This window comes from Lacrimispora sphenoides, from assembly GCF_900105215.1.
In the GTDB taxonomy this organism is placed as follows: Bacteria; Bacillota; Clostridia; order Lachnospirales; family Lachnospiraceae; genus Lacrimispora; species Lacrimispora sphenoides_A.
On record NZ_FOIP01000002.1, the window covers coordinates 1,889,448 to 1,914,873 of the forward strand.

At 46.1% G+C, this 25,426-nt stretch carries 20 protein-coding genes; 6 read left to right on the top strand and 14 right to left on the bottom strand.

The features are described 5' to 3' along the window. Positions 1-27 precede the first annotated feature (27 nt). The 5 genes from thrS to BMW45_RS25560 all read right to left on the bottom strand — a co-directional run bounded on the left by thrS (position 28) and on the right by BMW45_RS25560 (position 6,863). On the bottom strand, positions 28-1,989 hold the full coding sequence (thrS, locus tag BMW45_RS25540) for a threonine--tRNA ligase (RefSeq protein ID WP_092250528.1): 1,962 nt from the start codon (positions 1,987-1,989) through the stop codon (positions 28-30). A 417-nt stretch (positions 1,990-2,406) separates the two neighbouring features. After that, a complete protein-coding gene (locus tag BMW45_RS25545) occupies positions 2,407-3,318 on the bottom strand; it encodes an AEC family transporter (RefSeq protein WP_092250531.1) in 912 nt (303 codons plus the stop codon). A gap of 84 nt (positions 3,319-3,402) precedes the next feature. Beyond that, the gene (locus tag BMW45_RS25550) at positions 3,403-4,473 is read right to left on the bottom strand and encodes a branched-chain amino acid aminotransferase (protein ID WP_025233449.1); all 1,071 of its coding nucleotides are present in this window, start codon (positions 4,471-4,473) and stop codon (positions 3,403-3,405) included. A 104-nt stretch (positions 4,474-4,577) separates the two neighbouring features. Then, on the bottom strand, positions 4,578-5,486 hold the full coding sequence (locus BMW45_RS25555) for an acetamidase/formamidase family protein (RefSeq protein WP_092250534.1): 909 nt from the start codon (positions 5,484-5,486) through the stop codon (positions 4,578-4,580). A 15-nt stretch (positions 5,487-5,501) separates the two neighbouring features. After that, entirely contained in the window at positions 5,502-6,863 is a 1,362-nt protein-coding gene (locus tag BMW45_RS25560; protein WP_092250537.1) for an MATE family efflux transporter, read from the bottom strand. Positions 6,864-7,099: 236 nt separating this feature from the next. Here BMW45_RS25560 and BMW45_RS25565 point away from each other — a divergent pair, with 236 nt between their 5' ends. The 6 genes from BMW45_RS25565 to xdh all read left to right on the top strand — a co-directional run bounded on the left by BMW45_RS25565 (position 7,100) and on the right by xdh (position 14,757). Then, complete coding sequence (locus BMW45_RS25565; RefSeq protein ID WP_092250540.1) at positions 7,100-8,029, top strand: NTP transferase domain-containing protein; 930 nt, start codon at positions 7,100-7,102, stop codon at positions 8,027-8,029. 93 nt (positions 8,030-8,122) lie between these two features. Beyond that, positions 8,123-8,746 carry a nucleotidyltransferase family protein gene (locus BMW45_RS25570; protein WP_207649149.1) on the top strand — a complete coding sequence of 208 codons (624 nt, stop codon included), beginning with the start codon at positions 8,123-8,125 and terminating at the stop codon, positions 8,744-8,746. Positions 8,747-8,763: 17 nt separating this feature from the next. Continuing rightward, a complete protein-coding gene (locus BMW45_RS25575) occupies positions 8,764-10,890 on the top strand; it encodes a xanthine dehydrogenase family protein molybdopterin-binding subunit (RefSeq protein ID WP_092250546.1) in 2,127 nt (708 codons plus the stop codon). Beyond that, complete coding sequence (locus tag BMW45_RS25580; RefSeq protein ID WP_092250549.1) at positions 10,890-11,363, top strand: (2Fe-2S)-binding protein; 474 nt, start codon at positions 10,890-10,892, stop codon at positions 11,361-11,363. Before BMW45_RS25575 ends, BMW45_RS25580 begins: the two co-directional genes overlap by 1 nt. Further along, the gene (locus tag BMW45_RS25585; protein WP_092250552.1) at positions 11,357-12,175 is read left to right on the top strand and encodes an FAD binding domain-containing protein; all 819 of its coding nucleotides are present in this window, start codon (positions 11,357-11,359) and stop codon (positions 12,173-12,175) included. The genes BMW45_RS25580 and BMW45_RS25585 overlap by 7 nt, the downstream gene beginning before the upstream one ends. 17 nt (positions 12,176-12,192) lie before the next feature. After that, positions 12,193-14,757: a selenium-dependent xanthine dehydrogenase gene (gene xdh, locus BMW45_RS25590; protein ID WP_092250556.1), complete on the top strand. Its 2,565-nt coding sequence runs from the start codon at positions 12,193-12,195 to the stop codon at positions 14,755-14,757. Positions 14,758-14,820: 63 nt separating this feature from the next. On the opposite strand, the gene BMW45_RS25595 is transcribed toward xdh, so the two are convergent. The 9 genes from BMW45_RS25595 to BMW45_RS25635 all read right to left on the bottom strand — a co-directional run bounded on the left by BMW45_RS25595 (position 14,821) and on the right by BMW45_RS25635 (position 25,423). Further along, on the bottom strand, positions 14,821-15,525 hold the full coding sequence (locus BMW45_RS25595; RefSeq protein ID WP_092250559.1) for a type III PLP-dependent enzyme domain-containing protein: 705 nt from the start codon (positions 15,523-15,525) through the stop codon (positions 14,821-14,823). A gap of 130 nt (positions 15,526-15,655) precedes the next feature. Further along, entirely contained in the window at positions 15,656-16,804 is a 1,149-nt protein-coding gene (fucO, locus tag BMW45_RS25600; protein ID WP_092250562.1) for a lactaldehyde reductase, read from the bottom strand. A 150-nt stretch (positions 16,805-16,954) separates the two neighbouring features. Beyond that, positions 16,955-17,524, bottom strand: a complete 570-nt coding sequence (locus tag BMW45_RS25605; protein WP_025233454.1) for a TetR/AcrR family transcriptional regulator C-terminal domain-containing protein — start codon at positions 17,522-17,524, stop codon at positions 16,955-16,957. A gap of 98 nt (positions 17,525-17,622) precedes the next feature. Then, positions 17,623-18,258 carry a DUF4318 domain-containing protein gene (locus tag BMW45_RS25610; RefSeq protein WP_092250565.1) on the bottom strand — a complete coding sequence of 212 codons (636 nt, stop codon included), beginning with the start codon at positions 18,256-18,258 and terminating at the stop codon, positions 17,623-17,625. Then, a complete protein-coding gene (locus BMW45_RS25615) occupies positions 18,251-18,709 on the bottom strand; it encodes a LytTR family DNA-binding domain-containing protein (RefSeq protein WP_092250568.1) in 459 nt (152 codons plus the stop codon). Before BMW45_RS25615 ends, BMW45_RS25610 begins: the two co-directional genes overlap by 8 nt. Positions 18,710-18,858: 149 nt before the next feature. Further along, positions 18,859-19,377 carry an anaerobic ribonucleoside-triphosphate reductase activating protein gene (gene nrdG, locus BMW45_RS25620; protein WP_092250571.1) on the bottom strand — a complete coding sequence of 173 codons (519 nt, stop codon included), beginning with the start codon at positions 19,375-19,377 and terminating at the stop codon, positions 18,859-18,861. A gap of 10 nt (positions 19,378-19,387) precedes the next feature. Beyond that, entirely contained in the window at positions 19,388-21,517 is a 2,130-nt protein-coding gene (gene nrdD, locus BMW45_RS25625) for an anaerobic ribonucleoside-triphosphate reductase (RefSeq protein WP_092250574.1), read from the bottom strand. Between the two features lie 114 nt (positions 21,518-21,631). After that, positions 21,632-22,252: a flavodoxin family protein gene (locus BMW45_RS25630; protein ID WP_092250577.1), complete on the bottom strand. Its 621-nt coding sequence runs from the start codon at positions 22,250-22,252 to the stop codon at positions 21,632-21,634. A 27-nt stretch (positions 22,253-22,279) separates the two neighbouring features. Next, a complete protein-coding gene (locus tag BMW45_RS25635) occupies positions 22,280-25,423 on the bottom strand; it encodes a DEAD/DEAH box helicase (protein ID WP_092250579.1) in 3,144 nt (1,047 codons plus the stop codon). Positions 25,424-25,426 lie beyond the last annotated feature (3 nt).

Below are 25,426 nucleotides of genomic sequence, written 5' to 3' on the forward strand. Positions count from 1 at the left end.
CTTCTTTTCCTTAAGCCATGATAGATTTTATTTTGCTTCTTCTGTTATATTTACCTTTTTGATTTCCTTTGTACGGATCTCGCGGCAGATATCATCAATGAAATCGGAAAGCGGACGCTGTCCCTCATCGCCGTTAAAACGGCTGCGGACAGATACGACACCTTCTTCCTCCTCTTTCTGACCTACCACCAGCATATATGGAAGCTTTGACAGACGCGCCTCACGGATCTTGTATCCGATCTTTTCCGCACGCTCATCAACCGTTGCCAGAACGCCGTTATCCTTTAACTGAGCCGCAACTTTTTCTGCGTAATCATGGTATTTTTCAGAGATCGGAAGAACGCGAACCTGCTCAGGACATAACCATGTCGGGAATGCTCCCTCATATTTTTCAATCAGCCAGGCCAGGGTTCTTTCATAGCAGCCCATGGAAGTTCTGTGGATGATATAAGGACGTTTCTTTGTTCCATCCTTATCCACGAAGCTCATATCAAAGCGGTCTGCTAAAAACATATCCAGCTGAATGGTAATCATGGTATCTTCCTTACCATATACGTTCTTTGCCTGAATATCCAGCTTAGGTCCGTAGAACGCCGCTTCTCCGGCAGCTTCCGTATATTCGATTCCGATGTGGTCAAGGATCTTGCGCATCATGCCTTCCACTTCATCCCACATCTCCGGTGTGCCCATATAATGATCCGCATTATTTGGATCCCATTTGGACATTTGATACGTTACATCGCCTTCCAGGCCAAGTGTTGTGAGACAGTATTTTGCCAGATCCACACAGCCCTTAAATTCCTCTTCAATCTGATCAGGACGTACGATTAAGTGACCTTCAGAAATAGTAAACTGGCGTACCCGGGTCAGACCGTGCATCTCGCCGGAATCCTCGTTGCGGAACAGAGTAGAGGTTTCGCCGTATCTGCAAGGCAGATCACGGTAAGATTTCTGGCTCTGTTTGTAAACATAGTATTGGAATGGGCAGGTCATTGGGCGAAGAGCAAATACCTCATCATCTGTTTCCTCATTTCCCAGTACAAACATTCCTTCCTTATAGTGATCCCAGTGGTCGGAAATGATATATAAATCCTTCTTTGCCATGAGAGGGGTTTTTGTTCTCATATAACCCCGCTTCTCTTCCTCATCCTCGATCCATCTCTGTAAGGTCTGGACAATCTTTGCACCCTTGGGCATTAATAGAGGAAGTCCCTGACCGATTACATCAACCGTTGCGAAAATCTCCATGTCACGGCCCAGCTTGTTATGATCCCGGTTCTTAATGTTTGCCAGATATTCCAGGTATTCATTTAACTCTTCCTTCTTAGCAAAAGCAGTGCCGTATACACGAGTCAGCATAGCGTTTTTCTCGCTGCCTCTCCAGTATGCTCCAGAGGAAGAAGTGAGCTTAAATGCCTTAATGGATTTGGTGCTCATAAGGTGGGGTCCTGCGCAAAGGTCCGTAAACTCTCCCTGACGATAGAAGGAAATTTCCGAATCCTCAGGAAGGTCCTGAATCAGTTCTACCTTATAAGGTTCGCCCTTTTCCTCCATAAATTTAACAGCTTCTTCTCTTGGAAGGGTAAAACGCTCGATTTTTGCACCTTCCTTTATGATTTTCTTCATCTCACCTTCGATTTTGTCAAGATCTTCTCTTGAAAAAGAAGGGATATCAAAATCATAATAGAATCCATTTTCAATGGACGGTCCGATTGCAAGCTTTGCCTGGGGATACAGCCTTTTAACAGCCTGTGCCAGGATATGGCTTGCTGTATGACGGTAAGCAGAAAGACCTGCAGAATCGCTGACCGTAAGAATGCTTAAACTGCAGTCCCCATCAACCTCGGTCCTCAAATCCACAACCTTTCCATCCACCTCACCAGCGCAGGCATTTCTAGCCAGGCCTTCGCTTATATCGGAAGCGATGTCAATCACTGACATTGCATGTTCATATTCCTTGACTGAGCCGTCTTTTAACGTAATCTTCATTTGCCATCAATCTCCTTTACATTTTATTGTTAAATGTTTTGTTTATCAAAAGTGGATTAGCGAGTAAGCATATCCGTTCGGTGAATCGCTTGTGAAACTAAAAAAAGCCCCTTTCTGTATGCTTCCATACAGAAAGGGACGACTCTATTCAAAGAAATCGCGGTTCCACCCTTACTTGAGTGAACAAATTAAACGTTCAAACCACTTCATATGATGATAACGGAATCACCGTTCCCCATTACGGGACGCTCCAAGCTGGTCTTCTCATATCATTCCCGTAAGACGCTTTCACCAAACGCGCCTCTCTCTGGCCTTTCCTGATATGATACTGGTCTTGTCAATGCTTTTTCTATATTGCTTTATAGCTTTAGATTATAACACGGTTGTGCCGTTTGTCAAGCGTCATAAAAAATTTTCTTATAAAAGAATGATCAAAGCTGCCGTAATTGCAGCTATGCTGATGACAATTGACAGGGAATTGATTGCGCTTGCTGTCTCGATATCTCCGTTTAAAGCACCGGTAAAAGCAGGCGCCACTGATGACACAGGGCCAAGAGACACGATCACCAGTGCCCGGCGTACATCAAGTCCAAAAGGTGCCAGAAAATAAAACCCAACTGCCATTAAAACCGCAATAATATACCTTACTCCTAATATCCTGAAAATGTGGCTCATCTTTTCCTTTTCCATACGGATCTCAAAACCAATGCCAAGCATTAAAAGTGCGAGAAACGCATTGGCTCCCCCTGCGGTATCCGCAATGGTGACCAAAACAGAAGGCAGCTTTATATTAAGTATGCTTAAAGCAGTCATTATGACATACGCATCAAAAGGAGCCGAGGAAAAAAGATTAAGCACAGCCTTTTTTAAGGAAGGCTTTTCCTCCTCTCCGATCACCATACTGGCCAGGGTGTAAGTCATTCCGGTACACATAACAGCATTCCCGGCATCAAACAGGCTTGTGGCTGCAAATCCAACCGGACTCAAAAAGCTCTGTACAAAGGGCATGGTAAAATTTCCAACATTATATCCAGACATGTTGATCATTGCAAAAGCCCTTGTGTCCTTTGTTCTTCGGGCATACATCACATACCCGGCGGCAACCGTCACACAATTGCACAAAAATCCGATTACACATACAAAAAGAATGGAGTAATCCATGGTGATCCTGCTGAAATTGGAAACAATGGCTGCAGGAAGGGTAATCTTAATCACGACCCTGGAAATCAGGTAAAAATCCTTTGCCTGAAAAAAACCTGCACGTTTGAGCAGGTATCCCATAATAATAATTGATACAAATGAAACTGCCTTTATCAGTACCGCTGTCATATCCGGCTCCCTTAATCTTTCTGTATTCCTCAAAACTTCCGGCGGCGCTATAGGATCAGCTCCGCCGGATAAATTCTGTATGATTTATTTTACTTCCACGGACCAGCCCTCTGGCCCTTCAATCATGCCCAGCTGGATGCCGGTAATGGCATCATAAAGTTTCTGGGTCAATTCTCCGATCTTACCGCCTCCCACAGACATTCTCTCTTCCTCAAACCGAAGCTCACCAACTGGGGATATAACGGCTGCCGTTCCTGTACCAAAGCATTCTTCCATTGCGCCGGATCTTGCCGCCGCAACCACCTCGTCAACCGAAACCTTCCGTTCTTCAACAGCCACTCCCCATTTTTTACACAGGGCAATGACGGAATCCCTGGTAACGCCCGGGAGAATGCTTCCGTTTAGCTCCGGGGTGATGACCACGCCGTTGATCTTAAAGAAGATGTTCATGGCACCTACTTCTTCGATGTATTTCCGGTGAACGCCGTCAAGCCATAACACCTGGGAATAGCCCTCATCATGAGCCTTTACCTGAGAAGCCAGGGAAGCAACGTAATTCCCCCCTGTCTTAGCTTCACCGATGCCGCCCTTTACCGCTCTCACATATTCATCCTCGATCCATATCTTGACCGGATCAAGGCCACTGGCATAATAAGCTCCAACAGGCGATAAGATGATCATGAACTTATAGGTGTTGGAAGGCCTGACCCCCAAGAATGGATCGGTAGCAATTACAAAGGGCCTGATATAAAGGGAGGTTCCCGGTTTTGTAGGAATCCAGTCCTGATCCACGTTTACAACTGTTTTTAATCCTTCTAAAAACAGATCTTCCGGAATCTCCGGTATGCAAAGCCTTCGGTTGCTTCTGTTGGCACGCTCGATATTCTTATCAGGACGGAACAGCAAGACCCTGCCGTCTTCTGTCTTGTATGCCTTTAAGCCCTCGAACATCTCCTGTCCGTAATGGAATACCATGGAAGAAGGGTCCAGCTCCAGCTTATGATAAGGCACAATCCTGGGATCATACCAGCCCTTTCCCTCTTCATAGTCCACCTCAAACATATGATCCGTAAATATGGTTCCAAATGTCAACGGGTTATCATTGCCTGGTTTTTCTTTCGGGCAAGTTGTTTTTTCGATTCTGATTGTCTGCATTGATACTCTTCCTTTCCCTTACCGGCATATCTGTCAGTTATTGTAATTTATCTATCATTATCTTCCAAAAAGGGTTGGCTGTCAAGAATCTAAGGCCTTATTTACTAAACCGAAATGGAATCAAAACCATAACTTTGAGTTATATGACGGGGAAGTTCCATTCTCACCGTCTTCATCGGGTTTACTGTCTGGCAGATGACAAGGTCCCCGGTCATGGTAAGCAGCATGCCGGCTTCTTCATAATCCATCCCAACCTTTTCCTTCATAAACTCATACAGCTGTCTGGAAGCCGCCCGCCAGGCCTCCTCCACCTGTTCCCTGGATGCAAGGGTGATAAGCTTATCCTCTGTTTCAATCATTGGATAGGAAACGCAGTTTTTATTTCTCACTACGCTCACCCGGACGGTAGCCCGTCCTTGTATTTCCAGACCGCAGTCCTCCACTTCGCCGTCTCCCATGATAGCATGAAAATCTCCCATGGACAAAAGAGCTCCCTCCACAAATACAGGCAGATATAAGGATGCTCCCTTTTTGATCTGAGTGCAATCCATATTTCCGCCATGGTCCATGGGGGTGATGGTGGATACTCCCTCGCCTGCCGGTGCCACTCCGATGACGCCGATCATGGGTTTTACCGGGATTTTGACCCGTTCATTGAAATAGGCATATCCTCCCTTTACGGGCACCCGCCTTAATACTTTCCGGGGAAATTCCTCCTTTTCGCTTCCGCTGCCAGGCCCTAGCATGACAATACCCACAGGGCCCATTTCAATATCCAGAATATCGATCTTAAGCATATCTCCCGGCATCGCTCCCTCAATATAGAGAGGCCCTGTAGCCGGATTCCCTGGCTTTCTTATCACATTTTCAAAGGTCGCCTCTTCCGGAAGAAACTGGTTTGTAAAACAGTCGTAGGTCTCAAAGGCCACGATTTCTCCTGCCTTGATCCTGCCGCAGGGCGGATTCTCCTTTGCAAGAACATTTGTAATATAATCCCTGGTTATGGTTTTCATACTTTACTCCTTTTACTATTTTCTTTTTTCACTAAGCTCCGGCCATATGGTCACCAGCATGGTTATAAAGCAGGCTCCTCCTCCGATGAGATTGGAAACCGGCTCCGCCATAAAGACTCCTGCCGATCCGTTTCCAAGCAAACCCGGAAGGATGAGAATCAGAGGAATCACGATCACCACCTTGCGGAAGATGGAGAAAAATACCGCTTTTTTTGCTTTTCCCAGGGCTACAAACACAGATTGGCCGGCAAACTGCAGGGACATGAAAAAGAAGCCGAAGTAATAGATCCGCATCGCCGGAACACCTGCCTTTAACAGTGCTTCTTCCTGATTGAAAATCCGGATAAAAAACTCCGTAAAGCCATGGACCAGCCCCCACATGACTGTGGTATATGCAATGGATACTACTGATGTAAAAATAATTGCCCGTTTTACTCGGTCATATTTTTTTGCTCCGTAATTAAAGCCCATGACCGGCTGCGCACCATTGGTAATTCCGCTTACAGGCATGGAGATTACCTCCCGGACCGAATTGATGACGGTCATAACTCCCACATACAAATCGCCGCCATAGCGCTGTAAGGAAGCATTATACATGATCTGCACCAGGCTGTTGGTAATGGACATGGTAAAGCCTGACATTCCAAGGGCAATGATATTTTTCACCCTGTGTTTTCTCAAACGAAAGCAGGAGGTCTTAAGCTTTAAAATCGCTTTCTTTCCTGTCAGGAATTTAACTATCCAGAGAGCAGAAAGAAACTGAGACAATATGGTCGCAAGGGCCGCGCCTCTTACCCCCATGTCCAGACCAAAAATAAATATGGGGTCTAAAATAATATTGGCAACCGCTCCCAAAAGAACCGTTACCATTCCCATCGTTCCAAATCCCTGAGAGTTGATAAAACTGTTCATCCCAAGGCCAATCATAACGAAAACATTGCCAAGCAGGTAAATGCTGATGTATTGATCCGCATACGGATAAGTTAAATCGCTGGCACCAAACAAATATAGCATGGGCTTTTTTAAAATCAGACCCAAAACGGTAAGCCCCAGGCCAAAAGCCACCAGAAGGACAAAGGAATTACCCATGATCTTTTCCGCTTCTTTATCATTACCCCGCCCCCTCTCAATGGAGCACAAAGGCGCACCGCCCATGCCGAATAAATTGGCAAAGGCTATGACTATGGAAATAATGGGAAGGCACAGTCCAAGTCCTGTTAATGCCATGGTCGCATTTTCCGGAAGCCTTCCTATGTAAATTCTGTCAACGATGTTGTAAAGCACATTGATCAGCTGAGCCAATGTCATGGGGACGGCCAGCTTTAATATATTTTCCACCACGTTTCCTTTTGAAAAATCATTCTTTGTATCTGTCATTTCAGCATTATCTCCTTACCTGTTTTATCATAACATTATCTTTCTGATTTTGCATCCAGTTTTTCCCCATAAAATCCTGTAACGGCAATAAATACCATATTAACAGAGTTTCCTATGCTTCAATAAGGCTTATCTTCCATAACAATTCTGTCAAGATCCTTGTTACAAGAACTTGCCCGGCTACCGGCTTCATGCTATGATTGAAACAGATATATATTTAAGGAGGAGGACCCAATATGAAAATCAGCCGAATTGGCGGGGTGATTGCAGCCGCCAGCAAAAAAGATGCGGAACCATTATTGCAGATCGGGACAATCCCCATAATAAAACGTATTGTTATATCCTTTCAACAGGCTGGCATTTTTCCCATTGTAGTCGTAACCGGAGCAGAGGAGGATGAAGTAAAATACCAGTTATCCAGCTATGGTGTGATCTTTATCCGCAATGAGAACTGCGAGCAGCCAGAGCTTATTGACTCCGTAAAAATAGGACTTAAATATTTACTGGGGAAATGTGACCGGATGGTTTTTACACCGGTTAATGTTCCCATGTTCACTCCGGCCACTTTAAATAGCCTGCTGGCCGCCAACGGGGATGTTGTAACGCCTTCCTGCAAAGGCAAAGGCGGACATCCCATTATTCTTTCAGAAACAATTGTTCCTGAAATCATTGCTTACTCTGGAAACGGAGGTTTAAAGGCAGCCATATCTTCTATGTCCGACCGCCGCATCTTTCTACCGGTTGATGACCCCGGAATCTTTATCAGTGTACGGGACTGCCGTCAATTGGAGGATTACCTGGCGGAGCACAACCGGGCGCTTCTCCATCCAACCGTTCAGTTAAACCTCCAAAAAGAATCCGTTTTCTTTAATACAAGAATCAAACTTCTGCTGTATCTGATCCTTGACACCCATTCCGTCCGCAGTGCCTGTGACCGCATGGCTTTATCCTACGGGAAAGCATGGGATATGTTAAATAAACTGGAAGAGGAAACGGGATATCCCATTGCAGAGCGGAGACACGGAGGCAAACGTGGCGGAAACACCACCCTGACTCCTCAGGGCATCCAGTTCTTAAAGACATGGCAGAAGCTGGAGGATAGTATATTTCAGTTTACACAAAAAGAGTTTTCTTCTCTCTTCCGTGACAGTGGATTGTTCCGGTAAAGCGAGTGCTTCCCAGGAAGAATTTGAAACATACATACCTCCCTTTTATAATGACATTATAAATATAGTGTTGTTATGAAAGGGGGGATTTTTTTGCTTGGAGCCAGTTCTGTCTGCGGCCTCATACTGGCCGCAGGATTGTCCAGCCGCATGGGGGATTTTAAGCCACTGATGCCGTTTCAGGGAAAAACCCTGATTGAAAGCACCATCGACAGCATGCTGTCAGCTGGAGTGAAACAGATCGTAATCGTTCTGGGTTACCGGGGGAATGAGATTGAATCAATTCTTCGCCTTCATTATGGAAAAGAAATCATTTACGCCAGCAATCCTCACTATGAAACTACCGATATGCTGACTTCCATAAAATATGGCGTTCGCTCCATGCCCCATTGCAAAGCATTTTTCCTGCTTCCAGGTGATATGCCGGTTGTTAAAAAAAACACATTCCTTAAACTTTTAAAAGCCCGGCCAGATGACCGGCCCTCTGTCCTCTTTCCCACTTTGGGAGGATACCGAAAGCACCCTCCCCTGATTGATTACAGATTCCGTGACATCATACTGAAATTTGAAGGAGAAGGCGGTCTGCGGCAATTATGGAAGCAGCAGGAGAATTCCATCATCCACGTACCAGTAGATGATGACGGCGTATGGATGGATCTGGATACCATGGAAGATTATGAAATCTGCATCAGCCGGTTTTGTCCGGCCAAAATATAAAAGGAGGTAATGAAACAATGGAAAACATCAGTCAGCCAGTAGTTAAAAAAGACCATGAGGCAAAGATGGCGGGCCGCTCTGTTTATGTAGGCGATTATGAAAATGACGGGGTTCTGGTAGGTAAAATGCTTCGTTCCAAGCTAGCCCGTGCAAAGCTTTCCGCCGTGAACATCCCACCGCTTCCTGACGGCTATTTTTACGTTGATAAGTTTGATGTTCCCGGTGACAATCATGTAAACATCGTCATGGATGATACGCCTGTTTATGCCCGGGAAACGGTAGAATACATCGGAGAGCCCATTGGAATGGTAGTGGGTCCGGAAGAAGCGGTGGTAGACCGTATTCTGACTGAGATCCAGGTTTCCTATGAAGAACTGGAACCTGTTCTGGACCTTGGCAATGCGGATACCGTATTCTTTGACTACGAATATGGCAAAGGGAATATGGAGAAGGCCTTTGCTGAAGCTGATAAGATCTATGAAGAAGAATTTGCCACCGGTTATCAGGACCAGACCTATCTGGAAACCCAGGGAATGATGGCGGAACCTGAAAATAATGGAAAAATGTTCATCCACGGCTCTCTCCAATGCGCCTATTACGTACACGGAGCCGTTATGCGGGCTCTTGGCTGCGGACCGGATCAGGTACATATCAAACAGGATGTGACCGGAGGAGGCTTCGGCGGAAAAGAGGCATTTCCGTCAATCCTGGGTTGTCAGGTGGCTGTTGCTGCCAAAAAGGCCGGCGCTCCCGTCCGCTGCATCTTTGACCGCCGTGAAGATTTAGAGTTTACCTCCAAACGCCACCCCTCCCTCTGCAGATATAAAGTTGCCGTCAGGGATGGCAAAGTAACCGCCATGGACATAGATGTAAAATTCAACAGCGGCGCTTACACCACCCTGTCTGCCGTGGTTCTTCAACGGGGCATTATCTGCTCAAACGGAATCTATAACATTGAGAATCTCCACGTAAGAGGAAGAGCCTTAAAAACTAATACCACTCCCACAGGAGCCTACCGGGGGTTCGGCGCCCCTCAGACATTTTTTGCAGTTGAAATGATGATGGACCACATTGCAATGGATCTTGGAATCGATAGTCTGGAATTTAAGGAAAAACACATTGTAAAACAAGGGGATTCCACTTCCACTTCTGGAAAATACCATTTTCCTGTACCCATTCCTTCCATGATCGAAGAAATCGACCAGGCATGTGATTACCGCAGAAAGCGCCGGGAATACGCAAAGCCTCAGACCGGACGATACCGCAGGGGAATCGGAATTTCCATGCATTTTCACGGGGCCGGGTTTACCGGCTCCGGGGAACGGGACATTATCAAAGCCGTATGCAGACTTCACAAATATCCTGACGGCACGGTGGAGATCCTGGCTTCCAACGGAGAAATCGGTCAGGGGCTGCGTACCACGTTTCCTAAAATCGTTGCCAGGGAACTAAACCTTCCTCTTGATATGGTTTATTACGATCATCCGGATACGGCCCGGGTTCCGGACTCCGGCCCTACCGTTGCCTCCCGTTCCCTTATGGTAGTGGGGGAACTCCTCCGCCGCTGTGCCATTAAGCTGCGCTCACAATGGAAGGACGGAGAAGATCAATTGGTGGAAGAACGGTTTAAAGAACCTGATTTTGTCATTCCCTTCTACCTGGATAAATTCCAGGGTGATGCTTATCCTACCTATGCCTGGGGTGTCAACGCCGCGGAAGTAGAGGTGGATACCTACACAGGGCTGGCGAAAATCCTTGGAGCTTACGGCAATTTTGACGTAGGCACTCCCATTGACTACAACATTGTCATGGGACAGATGGAAGGCGGATTCCTTCAGGGGATCGGCTATGCTTCCACCGAATATATGGATTACGACCAGAAAGGAAGAATCCGAAACAATTCCTTCTCTGACTATTTAATACCCACTTCTGCCGATGTGACGAACTTAACATGTATGCTGCATGTGGAAAAATACCCTGACGGACCTTATGGGGCCAAAGGAGCCGGAGAACTGCCTCTGGTAGGGATTCCTGCCGCTTATGTGGAAGCTGTGGAACAGGCCCTGGGGCTTGGAATCAAGCTGAATCACGCCCCATTTACAGCAGAGGATACCATGAAAGTGATTATGAAGGAGGGGTTATAATGGAAGCAATCAATTTTCTGTTAAATGGAGAGGAAACTGCTTATGACGGAAGCGCGGCAGACCGTCTTCTGGATGTTTTAAGAGATGCCTTCCGTATGACCAGTGTTAAATGCGGATGCAAAGAAGGAGAATGCGGCGCCTGTTCCGTCCTGATGAACGGAATTCTGGTAAACTCCTGCTGTGTTGCTATGGGAGCTGCAGAAGGTGCCAGCATTGTCACTCTGGAAGGATTTCGGGAAACAGAACGGTTTACCGTATTAAATAAAGCCTTTTCTGCTACGTCGGCGGTTCAGTGCGGTTTTTGTATTCCGGGAATGGTAATGGCAACCGAAGCTCTTTTGAGCAAGATCCCCAATCCCACAGACAGTCAGATAAGGGAAGGACTATCCGGCAACTTATGCCGCTGCACCGGATACAACGCCATTGTAAATGCAATTCATATCGCCGCAAAGGAGGGAAATGGATTATGGTAAATGGATACAGACCGGCTTCCTTACAGGAAGCATTGGAGATAAAGAAAACTACCGATGCCGTTCCCTATGCAGGCGGCACAGACCTTATGGTGGAAAACAGAAAAGAAGTCTCCTATCTTTTCTTAAACGGATTGGATGAATTAAGGCATATCCGGGAGGAAGGGGATTATATTTCCATCGGTTCTTGCGTTACCTTTACAGAGGCGCTGGAATCCGACCTGATTCACCCGCTTATGAAAGAGGCTGTTGCACAAATTGCTGCACCTGCAATCCGGAACACGGGAACCTTTGGCGGCAATATCGGAAACGGATCTGCCAAGGCCGATTCCGTGCTGATTCTTTTTGTCTGCGGCGCAAAAATACGTCTAGCCTCTGTCCACGGTCAGCGGACCGTAAACATGGAAGACTTTTATCTGGGAAGAAAAAAACTGGACTTGAAGCCAGAGGAACTGATTGTAGAGATACTCCTCCCAAAACGGGGCCTGGATAACTATTATTATAAAAAAGTCGGCGGACGAAACGCTCTTGCCATTTCCCGTGTTTCATTCGCAGGTCTTCTGACTGTAGAAAATGGACGGATCCAAGGGATGGCCGCCGCATTTGGGGCTGTGTCCGATACGGTTCTCCGTTTTCAGGATTTAGAAGCCAAACTATCTGGAAAAACCCTCGAAGAGGCCAGCGAATTAAAAGAAGAGCTGCTGTCTGCTTACGGGGAGCGCCTGGTATTGACCAGAGGCCGGGTATCTGCTGAATACCGAAAAGCAGTCTGTATGAATCTGCTTAAAGATTTCTTAGAAGAAAAAGGCATTTAGCCGGAAGGAGTTTACACATGTACATATTGCACATCAATGGGCAGGACTACGAAACGCCCCACGATAAAAAACTGCTGCGTTTCTTACGTGATGATCTTCATCTGACAGCTACAAAGGAGGGCTGCAGCGAAGGAGCCTGCGGAACCTGTACGGTTCTTATTGACGGAAAAAAAGTAAAGGCCTGTGTCCCTAAAATCAGCACGCTGGAGGGGAAAAATATTCTTACCGTGGAAGGAATCGCCCCGGAAGAAATGAAGGTATATGAACACTGCTTTGCAGAGGCCGGGGCTGTTCAATGCGGCTTCTGTATTCCCGGCATGGTCATTTCTGCCAAAAGTCTTCTGGATACGAATCTCACCCCTACAAGAGTGGAAGTTAAAAAGGCAATTAAGGGCAATTTATGCCGCTGTACCGGCTATAAAAAGATTGAAGATGCCATTCTTCTGGCGGCTGACTTTTTCAGAGAAAACCTGGAGATCCCACAATCTCCTACTGCCCTGCACATGAATGAGCACTTTAAGCGTATTGATGCTGCAGAGAAAGTAAACGGAACAGGAATCTTTGCCGATGATATGTATCTGCTTGGCATGCTGTACGCCAAATGCCTGTATTCCAAGTATCCAAGAGCTATGATCAACCGCATCGATGTATCAAAAGCACTGGAGCACCCGGACTGTGTGGAAATCCTGACAAAAAAGGATGTACCATGCAATAAGATCGGCCACATCAAGCAGGACTGGGATGTTCTTATGGGCGAAGGAGATATCACCCGTTACGTTGGAAATGCCCTGGCAGTCATTGCAGCGACCCGTGCAGAAGCCCTGGAAGAAATTCTGGCTCTCATTGACGTTGATTATACGGAGCTTCCTGCCATCACCAGCCCTTATGAGGCTTTGAAGGGAGATGCTCCTCTCATTCATGAAGACGGCAACATCATGAGCCGGGCCAACCTGGTGCGGGGAAATGCAGATGAAGCCATTAAAAACTCAAAATATGTAGTAACAAGAAAATACAAAACCTCCTGGCAGGAGCATGGCTTCATGGAACCGGAGTGCTGCGTGGCACTTCCTGAAGGGGATGACGGCCTGCTGATTTACACCACCAGCCAGTCCATATATGACGTTCAGAGAGAATGCGCCCAGATGCTGGGCCTTCCAAAGGAAAAGGTTCATTGCCACGCACCTTTAGTGGGCGGTGGCTTCGGCGGCAAGGAGGATATGTCTGTACAGCAATATGCTGCCTTAATGGCCTGGTATACCAGGAAACCTGTCAAGATAAAATACAGCCGTCAGGAATCCTTAAATTACCATGTAAAACGCCATCCCATGGAAATGGAATTCACCACAGCCTGTGATGAAAACGGCCGTCTGACTGCTATGAAGGGGGTAATCATTGCTGATACGGGAGCTTATGCTTCTCTGGGCGGCCCAGTGCTCCACCGCGCCTGTACCCATGCAGCCGGTCCATATAACTATCAGAACATCGATATCTTTGGTATGTCCGTTTATACCAATAACGTGGTTTCCGGCGCTTTCCGGGGATTTGGCGTAACCCAGAGCTGCTTTGCAACGGAAATGAATATCAATCTGCTGGCAGAAATGGCCGGACTGGATCCCTGGGAAATCCGCCGGCAGAATGCCATCAAACCAGGTGATGTCCTTCCAAACGGACAGACCGCTGACCCCAATACCAATATGGAAGCCTGCCTCGATGCTGTAAAGGATATTTATTATTCCAATCCTTACGCCGGAATTGCCTGCGGCTTTAAAAACGCAGGAACCGGAATGGGTAAAATGGATATAGGCCGTGTCCTTCTTTCCATTGAGGACGGAAAGGTTCATATCCGAACCTCCGCCTCCTGCATGGGCCAGGGAATCGGTCAAATGGCTTTAACAGAAATCTGTCATGCATCCGGACTTGATCCTTCCCTTTTTGTTTTTGAAGCGGCAGATACCATAAGGACTCCTAACTCCGGAACCTCCACTGCTTCCCGTCAGACGGTTGTTACAGGGGAGGCAGCCCGCAGAGCCGGTGAAAAATTAAAATGTGCCTTAGACAGCGGAAACAGCCTGGCAGACTTAGAAGGACACGAATTCTTCGGAGAATATTCTGCTCAAACAGATCCGCTGGGAGCCATCAAGGATAATCCTGTGAGCCACGTATCTTATTCCTACGGAACTCAGGTAATTATTTTAAATGAAGAAGGAAAAATCACCAAGGCAGTATCTGCCTTTGACGTGGGAACTCCAGTAAACATTGGGTCCGTGGAAGGCCAGATTGAAGGCGGTATGATCATGGGAATCGGTTATGGCGTCACAGAAGAGTTTAAATGTGAAAATGGATATCCTGCCAGCAAATTCGGTACCATCGGATTTATGAGAGCAGACGAGGCACCTGAACTGGAAGTAATTCTCTGCCAGCCAAAAGAAGAGGATAAACTGCCTTACTCCTTTGGTGCCAAAGGATGCGGGGAATTATGCATGATCCCCACCTCTCCCGCCTGTGCTCATGCTTACTACAGGCTGGATGGAGTATTCAGACAGAGCCTGCCGTTAAAAGACACGTACTATAGAAAGATATAATGGAATTCAAATCTCCCCGCTGTTAGAGACAGATGCAGTTTCTCGCAGCGGGGAGATCTTTCATTATTGCAGAAGCAGTTTTGCATAAAATGCGGTCTTATTCTGGTTGACCATGATCTTTGCAGCAGTTTGAAGCTTTTCCTGAGCTTCCTGGCCTGATTTCATGGTTTGAACCGCCGGTTCCATGGAATTGCCTGCATTTATGTAAGACATGCCACAGGGTATGGTTGTGGTAACCAGCTTGGCCGTTTCATAGCAGTCTCTTAGATATCTTCCAAGATCTTCTCCAGACAGCCCGTTCGTATTGGCCTGGATGAAGCAGCCGTGTATGGATATGAAACGCAATTTTCTGGCTTCTGCGGCTAATTGAAATAATTCTTCCACCCGAAAGCCAGGCATTGTTCCATTGTCATAAGCTTCCACTATCACGGAAATTCCTATCACTTCCAGATGTCCCGGTGCAAGATATCCGGCTGCCGCTTCATTGATAAGTTCCATCTCTTTCAAACTGGATGCAACGAACTTACATGTCCCAATGACTGCTTTTATGGCTGCCGGCTCTTTATCAAGAGCCGGGAAATAAATGTCGTTCCTGTCCATTCCGGCCAGAGAGGCCAGATGGACAGATCCGCAGTCTTCCGCCTCCAGAGCCCAGCCCTTCCTTATCAGATACTTCACAGTTTCTGTATTCACTTCTCCTTTATAGAGATATTGAAAACCGGGAAGCATCTCTAAGACTGATTCGGCCTTTTTCATTCGATCATTCATATGGGTCTTCTCCTTATCCATTTATACTACTTTCAGGATAACCGATTCTGATCTTATTTCAAGTTCTTTTTCCATAGATATCGGGGTATAGGAAAAACCTCCTGACCAAGGGCCAGGAGGTTTCCTTTGATTACATAAGCGATTTATAGAGTTTAATGATATTTTCCAGACTGGCTTCCCTGGGATTTCCCGGAGCGCATGCATCTGCCGCTGCGGATTCTGCCAGGAACTGCACGTCCTCTTCTTTTACAATCTGTGTTAAATCAGCCGGTATCCCTACATCTGCAGACAGCTTTTTGACCGAATCAACCGCTGCTTTGCGGTATTCTTCCTCCGTCATACTCTCAGTTCCTTCTACGCCCATTGCCCTTGCGATATCACGGTACTTCTCACCGGTTGTTTCGGCGTTGAATTCCATGATGGTAGGAAGCAGAATGGCGTTTGCCACCCCATGAGGCGTGTCATAAACAGCGCCAAGTGCATGTGCCATGGAATGCACGATACCAAGTCCGCAGTTTGAAAATCCCATACCTGTAATGTACTGACCCAATGCCATGCCTTCCCGGCCTTCGGCGGTATTTTCCACGGCTCCTCTTAAACTCTTTCCTATTAATTCAACAGCCTTTAAATTGAACATATCTGTGATTGGATTGGCACCCTTTGTAATATAACCTTCGATTGCATGGGTCAAGGCGTCCATGCCTGTAGCGGCAGTCAGGCCCTTTGGCATGCTGGCCATCATGTCCGGATCAACGATGGCAACAATGGGAATATCATGAGGATCCACACAGACAAATTTGCGTTTCTTTTCCACATCAGTGATCACGTAGTTGATGGTAACTTCCGCTGCCGTACCTGCTGTGGTGGGAACGGCGATAATCGGTACGCTTGGTTTTTTAGTGGGAGCCACTCCTTCTAAGCTTCTTACATCTTCATATTCCGGATTTGCAATGATGATGCCGATTGCTTTGGCCGTATCCATGGAAGAGCCGCCGCCGACCGCTATGATATAATCCGCTCCTGACGTTTTAAATGCCTCTACCCCTGTCTGGACATTTTCGATGGTCGGGTTTGGCTTGATATCTGAATAGATCTCATAATCCATTTCGTTTTCTTCCAGGATCTTTGTGATCTTTGAGGTTACGTTAAACTTAATTAAGTCGGGATCTGATGCAAGAAATGCCTTTTGAAATCCTCTTCTTTTTACCTCGCCCGGAATCTCTAAAATTGCACCGGAGCCGTGATATGATGTTTCGTTTAATACAATCCTGTTTGCCATGATAACCTCTCCTTCTCCTTAATAAATTGACATGTTATTATGTTATTATTTTAACAACATGTAGGCAAAAAATAAAGTTACAATCCGTATACTTTGTAACAATTGTTACAAAAGACACAAACTGTAACTTTTCCTTTATGGCAATCATGACTAAATCAGGCCTACTTCTGAAAATACCGTTTCCAGCTTGGGCGGCATGGCTTCTGTCAGACTTTCCGCCATCTCGGACGGAGTCTGCTTCATGCCCGAAAGGACCCATTTCACCGTCATGTATACAGAACCTCTGCAATACATCTCAAGAAGAAACTGGATTTCCTCAGAAAGCATCTCCTGTCTCTTCCTGGTGATGAGTTCCGTATAAAATCCCATGATCAGTTCAAAATCATGTTCTTTTAAAGAGTTATAATCGTCGGAACGGAACGCCTCCGTAAAGAATACCTTTTCCTTTTTGATGAATTCGAATTTTTCCTTCAGGCTCTGACGTACGGTTTTGTCAACCCCTATCTGGGCAAAAGATTCCAGCACCAGCTTATCAAAATACCAGTTGATCAAATCGTACTTATCCTTAAAATTACGGTAAAAGGTTTGTCTAGTCATCCCACATCCATCCACAATGTTCTGGACCGTAATCTTATCAACGGGCTTGGCTTTCATGCAATCCTTTATGGAATCAGCCAGACGGTATTTTGTTTTTTCACTTTTCCTTGGATTGTCAGTCATGTTCCGCTCCTGTCCTGTTCATTCTACTTCATCTATTTTACCATAGGTTCCCAGGTTTGTGAACACTCTCATACTCGGATAGTCTCCTGACTTGCCAATTAAAGCTTTGTAATGTCCATGGTATACACAGGTCCTCCATACGTATAGTAACTCCTTAAATCCACCTCATGAAGGACTCCGTCAAGCTTAACCACAGCCGGAATATCCCGTTCTATATATTCCAGGCTCAAGCGGTTTTTGATGCAGTAATTTTCCAGGACAGAGAAAAATTCTTCTTTAGTGCCTGGCTTTTCATTTAAATCAATAACAAGGGTACGTCCTCCCTTTGCTTTATTCAGTTCATTGGCAGTACGCTTTGCATAAAGGTAATTTAACGCCCATCTCCCAACAAGCACCACAGCATCCGATAAGATCATGTATCTTAAATAATCCGGAAGAAATGCAGCAAGAAACAATAAGAGAACTAATAAAATATCAAACCAGTACATAAAAGCCATGCCCCGCAGCCAGCTTAAATCCATTTCAGGCAGCTGTTTTAAGAGCTGGAGCAGGCAGCCTGCCGCAAGATAAATGAGAAAAAAAAGGCCCAGGCGGTCCATGATAATCTCCAGCCCCTGTCTACCGGAGAAAAGCCAAAGTCCCATTAAAGCACCTACAAATAAAATCATCCCCAAATCGGCTCCGGAAAACATAATTTCCCAAAAAAGCTCTCTTTTTCCCTCGTTTCTATTCATAATGCCTCGCCTCCAAAATCCTGTCTTTTACCTCTTTTAAATATTTCCTGGAAATATAAGTCACCTGGGAATTTATCATAGAGACCTTCATAAGCCCATTGAGCATAGGAGTATAGGTCCTTACCTTATCTATATTCATGATTACAGACTTGGATATCCGGATAAAATTAGACGGAAGAAGCCGCTCCAGTTCGTAAAGTCTCCTATTTGTCTCATAGGTTTCCTCTTTCGTATGGACCACCTGCTTTTCCTTCACCGTTTCAATCAAATAAATTTCTGGGCTCGGAACCCGGCAGATTTTCTCTTCCCTATGGCACAAGAGCGTTATCGACCGGAACAAATCCTGTTCTAAATATTCCGCAAGACGGTCCACCGCCTCATCCCGCTTATGGATGTACAGCTCCGCAGATTCTTCCGCATCATGGCTGACTGTTTTAATATTGACCTTCATACTGCTTCCTCCTGACTGCCAGTTCATCATATCATATTAGAACCGGTTTTTACAGGGATTATGGGTAAGTGGCCGGTTTTAAACGGTAAGAAGCTAAAACAGGGTATTTTGCCGCCGCCTTTACGGCAGACTGCAAAATACCCTGTTTTTTATTCCCACAATACAATCTTTCCCATATCAAGGGATTCCTGCACTTTAATGATCCTCTGATTGGATGACCCTTTAAACCGCAGCTTTAAATCCTTTTTTTCCACTTCAAACTTTCCGTCTACCAGGACATCCAGACAGTCTAAGATCCGCCTTGTCTCTGGAAGCTTTCCGGCCATGTCCCCCAGAATATCCTTTTCAAAATCATAGCCGGTGTAGCACCAGATCGTCTTTTCCGGAAAACGCTCCTTTACTTTCTCTATCAAAGACAGGATGCCCTTCTGATTTTTGGGATCCATAGGCTCTCCCCCCAGCAGGCTTAAGCCTGCGATATAGGGATGGTCTAAATATTCCAGTATCTTTGAGCCGGTTTCCGGACCATATTCCTGGCCGTAATGAAAATCCCAGGCTTCGGAATTAAAACACTCCTTACAGCAGTGATTGCATCCGCTGACAAACAAAGACACCCTGACCCCTGGGCCGTTCGCTACATCCGTAGGCTTTATGGTTGCATAATTCATGGCACACCTCCTATAGATGAAGAACCCTGGATTTGATCTCCTTTGTCTTTCCGGTGTTCCAGAAATTCTCTCCCAGATAACCGCAGGTTCTTCTGGTCACATTCATCCGCTTCCTATCTTTGTTATGGCACTGAGGGCATTCCCAATCCATATCTTCATTGATGATGATCTCACCGTCAAAACCGCATTCCTGGCAATAATCTGATTTGGTGTTAAACTCTGCGTACTGGATGTTATCGTAAATGAATTTCACCACTTCTTCCATTGCTTCCAGATTGTTCCGCATATTGGGAACCTCCACATAGGAAATGGCTCCGCCGGAGGAAATATTCTGGAACTGGCTTTCAAAGGTGAATTTGCTGAATGCATCAATGGATTCCCGCACATCAACGTGATAAGAGTTGGTGTAATAACCCTTGTCCGTCACATCAGGTATGTTTCCAAACCGCTCACGGTCAATTTTGGCAAACCGGTAGCAGAGAGATTCCGCCGGTGTCCCGTATAAGCCAAAGCCAAGACCGGTCTGCTTTTTCCACTGGTCTACAACCTTCCGCATATAATTCATGACGCGAAGAGCAAACTCTTCTCCTACCGGATCTGTCTGGCTGACCCCCTTCATAAGCTTTGTTGTCTCATAAAGGCCGATGTATCCCAAAGATATGGTAGAATAGCCATTTTGAAGGAGCCGGTCGATCGTTTCACCTTTTTTAAGCCTTGCAATGGCGCCGTACTGCCAGTGAATCGGACTTACATCGGAAAGAGTGCCTTCCAGGGACTTATGTCTGCACATCAGAGCCTCGTAGCATAGATCCAGACGTTCATCCAAAATCTTCCAGAACGTATCTTCGTCTCCCTTTGCCTGAATACCAATCTGCGGCAGGTTAAGGCTTACCACTCCCTGATTAAATCTTCCCTCAAACTTGTAATTGCCATTCTCATCCTTCCATGTAGACAGGAAGCTCCGGCAGCCCATGCAGCTGAATACATTCCCCTCGTAATTTTCCCGCATTTTCTTAGCAGAAATATAATCCGGGTACATGCGTTTAGAAGAGCATTTCACTGCCAGCTTCGTTATGTAATCATATCTTCCGCCCTTTAAGCAGTTACTCTCATCTAAAACATAAATCAGTTTAGGAAATGCAGGAGTGACATATACGCCTGCTTCGTTCTTGATCCCCTCAAGCCTCTGGCGGAGTACCTCCTCCACGATCAGGGCATTTTCCTTTAAGTATTCGTCGTTATCATCTAGGCATAGGAACAGAGTTACAAAGGGTGCCTGTCCGTTGGTTGTCATTAAGGTGTTGATCTGGTACTGAATGGTCTGGACACCGGATTTTAACTCATCTCTCAGACGGATGGCAGCCATCTTTTCCACCATCTCAGGAGAAATCGTATCCCCGAATTCTACACGGATCTGCTTATGGAATTTATCATTGCTTTTTCTTAAATATTTTCCCAAATGACGGATATCTACGGACTGGCCGCCGTACTGGTTACTGGCAACAGCCGCTATGATCTGGGTCATGACCGTACACGCCACCTGAAAACTCTTAGGACTCTCGATCATTTTTTCATTCATCACGGTGCCGTTATCCAGCATATCACCGATATTGATCAGACAGCAGTTAAAAATCGGCTGTACGAAATAATCCGCATCGTGGAAGTGAATGGAGCCCTGGTCATGGGCAAGAGAAATCCTCTCCGGAAGCAGCATTCTTCTGGTTAAGTCTCTGGACACCTCTCCCGCGATGTAATCTCTCTGAGTCGATGCCAGAATGGTATTCTTGTTGGAATTTTCCTCTGCCAGTTCCTTGTTCTCATTTTTAATCAGCTTTAAGATAGACTCATCGGTTGTGTTTGCCTTCCGAAGCAGAGCCCTCTGGTAACGGTAAATGATGTATTTTTTGGAAAGCGTATATTTGTTCTTATTTACCAGACTGCTCTCGATCATGTCCTGAATTGCTTCCACACTGATCACGCCTTCGTTATCTCTCTCCACATGATCCAGTATTGTATCAATCATTTCCTCTCCGGCCCGCTCAGAAGCTTCCACCTCTGCATTGGCTTTCCGAATGGCTGTAATGATTTTATCCCTGTTATATTCCACAATTCTGCCGTCACGTTTTTGAACTTTAATCATCCCTGTCACCTTAACCTCTTCTATATTTTGTATCTCTAAGTTTTGAATCACTACATATAGTGCCTATCTCATTATACACCACAACTAAAAAAAGTAAAGGGTAATTTTTCTTGTTTATCGAATGAAATTTGTTCTTGGGATTTCTTCCCAGGCGGGAAGGCTGATTCCTGCGGCCTTTCCTACCTCAAGACATTTTAAAAGCCATGCCATATTTTTTCCGAGAGCTCTCATGGTGTGAAGCCCTTCCAAATCCTGTTCCACCTCCTGAGGCGTAAATCCGTGAACCATGTTCCAGTAAGTGGAAGAAACCACCGGCATCTGGGCAATGGTGAAATATTTGTTTAAAACATCAAGAGAAGCTGTGGTTCCTGCTCTCCGGGCGGACACAACAGCTGCTCCAGGCTTAAAGGCAAAATCCCTTCCTGCATAAAACAAACGGTCCAGGAAGGAAAGCACGGTGCCGTTGGGAGAAGCATAATGAACAGGGGAACCTACGATCAGCCCATCCGCTGTTTCCATTTTATCAAGCACCTGATTAACCAAATCATAAGTAAATACGCATCTTCCTGTTTCTGAACACTTCTGGCAGGCAATACATCCATGGACAGACTGGCTCCCTACGTGAAGGATCTCTGTCTCAATGCCTTCCTCATTCAAGGCCCATTCCACCTCAAGGAGGGCACGGTTGGTACAGCCTCTCTCATGAGGGCTCCCATTTAACATTAGTACTTTCATCACTTATCCATCCTTTCATTCAATTAACTATATATCCAAAAGCCCCAATAAATCCTCTTTGGTCAGATTACTTAAGGACACGGTTCCCTCTGTTATAATCTGTTCCGCCAAATCTTTTTTGGATTCCTGAAGCTTTAAAATATTTTCCTCAATCGTCCCCTTTGTGATCAGCTTGAATACGCTCACCTGCTTCTCCTGGCCGATCCGGTGGGCCCGGTCCGTGGCCTGGTTCTGAGCTGCCACATTCCACCATGGATCAAAGTGTATGACCACATCCGCCGCAGTCAGGTTAAGTCCTGTACCGCCTGCCTTTAAGGAAATCAGGAATAAGGGGATCTCATCATCTTTAAAGGAATTTACCATATGGAGCCTATCTTCTTTCGGAGTTGCTCCGGTCAGCATATAGTATGGAACCGCCTCTTTTTTCAGCCTTTGACCGATCACATCAAGCATAGAGGTAAACTGGGAAAAGAGCAGGATCTTGTGCCCGCCTTCTACCCCGTTCCGAACCAGGTCAATGCAGGTTTCCAGCTTTGCAGATGCGCCTCTGTAATTATCATAGCACAAATGAGGATCACAGCAGATCTGACGGAGTCTGGTAAGAGCCGAAAGGATCTGGATGTTATCCCTTCCCGAACTGCCATCTAAATTTTCAAGCTCCTGCTTTAAGCGGAATGCGTTTGCCGCATACAGCTCTTTTTGCTCTTTGTCAAAAGCGGAATAAACAATGGTTTCCAGCTTGTCCGGCAATTCTTTCAGCACATCTTTCTTAAGCCGCCTTAAGAGGAAGGGGCCGATCAGGCGGTGAAGGCTCTCCAGCGCCGGCCGTTCCTGCTCCCTGACAATGGGAAGTTCATATTCTTTTTTAAATTTCCGATAGGAGAAAAGAAATCCCGGCATCAAGAAATCATAAATGCTCCATAGCTCTGATAAACGGTTTTCAATGGGAGTACCGGTTAAAGCAAACCGGTTTCCTGCCTCAATGCTTTTTACCGCTCTTGCACTCTGTGTGGATGCATTTTTGATGTACTGGGCCTCATCAATGACCTGAAACCGGAAGAACTTATCCTTATAAAGATCAATATCCCGTTTTAATAAGTCATAGGATGTGATCAGCACATCTTCCTCATCCGTATGCATTAACAGCTCTTCCCGCTCTCCTGCCTGGCCGGTGATCGTAGTAACTTTAAGAGAAGGAGCAAAAATGTGAAATTCATTCTCCCAGTTGTATACCAAGGATGCAGGGCAGACGATAAGGGAAGTCGTATGTTCTTTTTTACCTGCTTCATCAAGGAGCAGGGCTATGATCTGGATGGTCTTTCCAAGTCCCATATCATCGGCAAGGATTCCGCCAAAGCCATAGCTATCCAACGTCTTAAGCCAGCGGTATCCCGTCTTTTGATATCCTCTCAGTACATGGCGCAGAGGCTGGGGGACCTCAAAATCACTGTCCTCCACAGACTTCATTCCCCGAACCACCGCCTTATAGAGCTGGTCCCGGTAAAGGGTAATGCCGTTTCCTTCTTTTAAAATGCTGTCCAGATAAAGCGCCCTGTATTTGGGTAGGCGGAACGACTTGCCCAGCTTGTCAGGGTCAGCAGATAAGCCCTCAATCAGCTTTGCAACCGTCATAAGCCCGTTGTCGTCAAGACTTATAAATTCTCCGCTCTTTAAGCGGTAATACTTCTTTTTCTGGCTATATACTTCCAAAAGCCTGCTTAAGTCCTCTCCTGACAGCCCTGCCGTATCCACGTCCAGTTCCAGCCAGTTCCCTACACTCCGGACTCCGATGGATACCTTGGGAGGAGGAAGAACTTTTAACTTTTTAAAGGATTCGGAAAAATAAACCTCTCCCAACGCCATGAATTCTCTCATCCCGGAAGTGAGTAACCGGTATACCGCTTCCTCATCATCCCGAATGGCCGGATATTCCGATTCATATTCCTTATATTTAAAGTAGCGGGTTATCAGGCGGCTGATGCGGAACTCTCCCGGCACATCCCGGCACACGGTGCGGGGCAGGCGCTCATCTTCCACCGGCTGGAAGGAATAGTCCCCATAGGAAAGGGTCGGCTTTAAAATCAGTCCGCCCTGCCCATCGGAATCAAAGTCAAACCTCGCCTTTAACTCCTCCGGTTTATAAGCTTCCAGATCCAGTTCTTTGGAATCAATGGTGCAGTAGGCAGCAATCCTTTTTAAAACCCGTTCATAAAAAAGAGGCATATCCTTGTCATTGATTTCCGTTTCATAAGAAGGTTTAAATCCTTCCATCATCTGCCCCAGAAACACGGAGAGGGCCTCACTGCAGGGCTGGTCACAGCAGTATAAGTATTTCATATCTGCAAGATATAAGCGGTGTTCCCCCTCAAAGGTCAAAAGCTCCCGGTCAACAGAAACAAAAACTCCATCCCGTCCCTGACGCTTTACCGTAACCTTTAAGTTGGGATTGCGGTCAACGATCATCAGCTGCCGCTTCTGCCCCTTGTAATCCTCAAATTCCAGGGTCTCTCCCATCATGATTCCAAAGAAACGGTCCCGGTTTGCGCGGCTTAAATTTAAAAACCGCAGAACAGGTTTTGTGGAAAAGGAACTTTTCTGAAACTGTTCATAATGCTCACAATATGCATTTACGATCTCCAGTACAAATTCCAGAAGGGGGCGGCTCTCTTTCGCAAAGGCAGAAGGGCTGTGATGAAACGCCAGATTTTTGCCGTATTCCACATAGGTGCCGTTTTCTACCGCATTTGCAAATGCAGCCAGATCCTTCACCATGTAGAGCCGGTCCTTTCCAAGCTTAAACTCCAGCTTCACTTCTCTTCGGCTGATGAGGAGGGATAGGGAAAGTTTCACCTGTTCCTCTTCTCCCTCGCTCATGATCCGGGACACCTCCCGGTTGGTATATTCCCGGATCATGGCTCTTGCCTGCTGGGAAGTGAGTACAGGCCTTCCAGGGTTTGACTCCTGCTCTTTATACACCTCAAACAGAGCTTTGCAGTGAGGACACATCCCCCGGTAAGAATTTCCCTGGGCACAAGAACAAGAGTAGTCAAAAACCTGACTACCCTTGATATGCAAATTTGCCTTATATTCCTTTCCCTGATCCTCCACCAGGGCACTGACACCTGATTCACCCTTCCAGAAGGTATTTGTCGTCAAGTGTGATACTCTCATAGT

What these genes read in the sequence shown, in the direction of transcription:
- BMW45_RS25565 (WP_092250540.1), top strand. Translation starts at nt 7,100, where the DNA reads ATGAAAATCAGCCGAATTGGCGGGGTGATTGCAGCCGCCAGCAAAAAA.
- BMW45_RS25615 (WP_092250568.1), bottom strand. Translation starts at nt 18,709, where the DNA reads ATGAAGGTCAATATTAAAACAGTCAGCCATGATGCGGAAGAATCTGCG.
- BMW45_RS25560 (WP_092250537.1), bottom strand. Translation starts at nt 6,863, where the DNA reads ATGACAGATACAAAGAATGATTTTTCAAAAGGAAACGTGGTGGAAAAT.
- BMW45_RS25585 (WP_092250552.1), top strand. Translation starts at nt 11,357, where the DNA reads ATGGTAAATGGATACAGACCGGCTTCCTTACAGGAAGCATTGGAGATA.
- nrdG (WP_092250571.1), bottom strand. Translation starts at nt 19,377, where the DNA reads ATGAATTATGCAACCATAAAGCCTACGGATGTAGCGAACGGCCCAGGG.
- BMW45_RS25595 (WP_092250559.1), bottom strand. Translation starts at nt 15,525, where the DNA reads ATGAATGATCGAATGAAAAAGGCCGAATCAGTCTTAGAGATGCTTCCC.
- fucO (WP_092250562.1), bottom strand. Translation starts at nt 16,804, where the DNA reads ATGGCAAACAGGATTGTATTAAACGAAACATCATATCACGGCTCCGGT.
- BMW45_RS25545 (WP_092250531.1), bottom strand. Translation starts at nt 3,318, where the DNA reads ATGACAGCGGTACTGATAAAGGCAGTTTCATTTGTATCAATTATTATT.
- nrdD (WP_092250574.1), bottom strand. Translation starts at nt 21,517, where the DNA reads ATGATTAAAGTTCAAAAACGTGACGGCAGAATTGTGGAATATAACAGG.
- BMW45_RS25605 (WP_025233454.1), bottom strand. Translation starts at nt 17,524, where the DNA reads ATGACTGACAATCCAAGGAAAAGTGAAAAAACAAAATACCGTCTGGCT.
- thrS (WP_092250528.1), bottom strand. Translation starts at nt 1,989, where the DNA reads ATGAAGATTACGTTAAAAGACGGCTCAGTCAAGGAATATGAACATGCA.
- BMW45_RS25610 (WP_092250565.1), bottom strand. Translation starts at nt 18,258, where the DNA reads ATGAATAGAAACGAGGGAAAAAGAGAGCTTTTTTGGGAAATTATGTTT.
- BMW45_RS25575 (WP_092250546.1), top strand. Translation starts at nt 8,764, where the DNA reads ATGGAAAACATCAGTCAGCCAGTAGTTAAAAAAGACCATGAGGCAAAG.
- BMW45_RS25555 (WP_092250534.1), bottom strand. Translation starts at nt 5,486, where the DNA reads ATGAAAACCATAACCAGGGATTATATTACAAATGTTCTTGCAAAGGAG.
- BMW45_RS25550 (WP_025233449.1), bottom strand. Translation starts at nt 4,473, where the DNA reads ATGCAGACAATCAGAATCGAAAAAACAACTTGCCCGAAAGAAAAACCA.
- BMW45_RS25635 (WP_092250579.1), bottom strand. Translation starts at nt 25,423, where the DNA reads ATGAGAGTATCACACTTGACGACAAATACCTTCTGGAAGGGTGAATCA.
- BMW45_RS25630 (WP_092250577.1), bottom strand. Translation starts at nt 22,252, where the DNA reads ATGAAAGTACTAATGTTAAATGGGAGCCCTCATGAGAGAGGCTGTACC.
- xdh (WP_092250556.1), top strand. Translation starts at nt 12,193, where the DNA reads ATGTACATATTGCACATCAATGGGCAGGACTACGAAACGCCCCACGAT.
- BMW45_RS25580 (WP_092250549.1), top strand. Translation starts at nt 10,890, where the DNA reads ATGGAAGCAATCAATTTTCTGTTAAATGGAGAGGAAACTGCTTATGAC.